Below are 1,234 nucleotides of genomic sequence, written 5' to 3'. Positions count from 1 at the left end.
GCGCTGCGCCGCCTCGGTCATGGCCGGGCTGGCGGCCAGCACCGCCGCGCTCTCGGCCAGCACGCCGCTGCAATGCAGGGCGATGTCGCAGCCCGCCACCAGGGTGGCGGCGGCACGCTCACCGGGCGAGCCGGCCAGCGCCTGCATGCCGAGATCATCGGAGAGCAGCAGCCCGTCAAAGCCGATCTCGCCGCGGATGATCCCGGCGATGATGCGCGGCGAGAGGGTGGCGGGCCGTTCGGCGTCCAGCGCCTCGAACAGCAGATGGCCGGTCATGCCCCAGGTCGCGAGGCCCGCCAGGGCGCGAAACGGCGCAAAATCCGCGTCCAGTTCAGCGCGCGGGGTGGGGACGCGCGGCATTTCCAGGTGGCTGTCCACCAGGGCGCGGCCATGGCCGGGCATGTGCTTGATGACGGGGATGGTGCCGGCGGCCCGCAGCCCGGCGATCCAGGCGGCGCCGAGCCGCGCCACCTCCGCCGGGTCGGCGGAGAAGCCGCGGTCACCCACCACCGCATGGGCGCCGGGCAGCCGCAGGTCGAGCACCGGGGCACAGACGACATCCAGCCCGGCGGCGGCGCATTCCTGCCCGAGCAGCGCCGCATTGGCCTGCGCCGCCTCGGCGGGCAGCCCCTCGAAGCGGGCGGCGGGCGCGAAGCGCGGCCAGTGCGGCGGGCGCAGCCGGGCGACGCGGCCGCCTTCCTGGTCCACCAGGACGGGCGCCGCCTCCCCCAACTCGGCGCGGATGGCGCCGGTGAGGCGGCGCAGCTGCGCCGGGTCCTGGATGTTGCGGGCGAAGAGGATGGCACCGAAGGGCCGCTCCCGCCGCAGCAGGGCGGCTTCCTCGGCCAGCAATTCGGGACCGGAGAGGCCGATGATGGCCGCGCGCGGCGGGGTCATGGCGGCGATGTCCCTCAGCCGTTGCCGATGACGGCGCAGGCACCGCCGCGCGCCTTCACGGTCTCGCAGAAGCCGTTGGCGCTGTCATGGCTGTCAAAGCCGCCGAGGCGCAGGCGCCACATGGTCGGCCGCCCCTCGCGCTCGAAGCGGATGATCTGCGGCGCGCGGCCCTGGAGCAGTTCCGGCACGCGGCGGCCGAGGCGTTCCCATTCCGCCTTCGCCCCCGCTTCCGAATCGAGCGCGCCGAGCTGCACCACCACGCCCCCCGCAGCGGCGGCGCGCGCGGGCGGCGGCGCGGCGGTGGGGGGGGGGGGGGGGGGGGGGGGGGGGGGGGGGG

General features: G+C 76.5%; 2 protein-coding genes. Both read right to left on the bottom strand.

The features are described 5' to 3' along the window. A partial coding sequence (gene nagZ, locus NON00_RS24535) for a beta-N-acetylhexosaminidase (protein ID WP_256025426.1) occupies window positions 1-897 on the bottom strand: 897 nt, incomplete at its 3' end. A 14-nt stretch (window positions 898-911) separates the two neighbouring features. After that, window positions 912-1,234 (bottom strand): SPOR domain-containing protein (locus tag NON00_RS24530; protein WP_256025424.1); only part of this gene is annotated, 323 nt, incomplete at its 5' end.

This window comes from Roseomonas sp. GC11 (assembly GCF_024437745.1).
In the GTDB taxonomy this organism is placed as follows: domain Bacteria; phylum Pseudomonadota; class Alphaproteobacteria; order Acetobacterales; family Acetobacteraceae; genus Pseudoroseomonas.
This window is presented reverse-complemented; position numbering and strand designations above follow the sequence as displayed.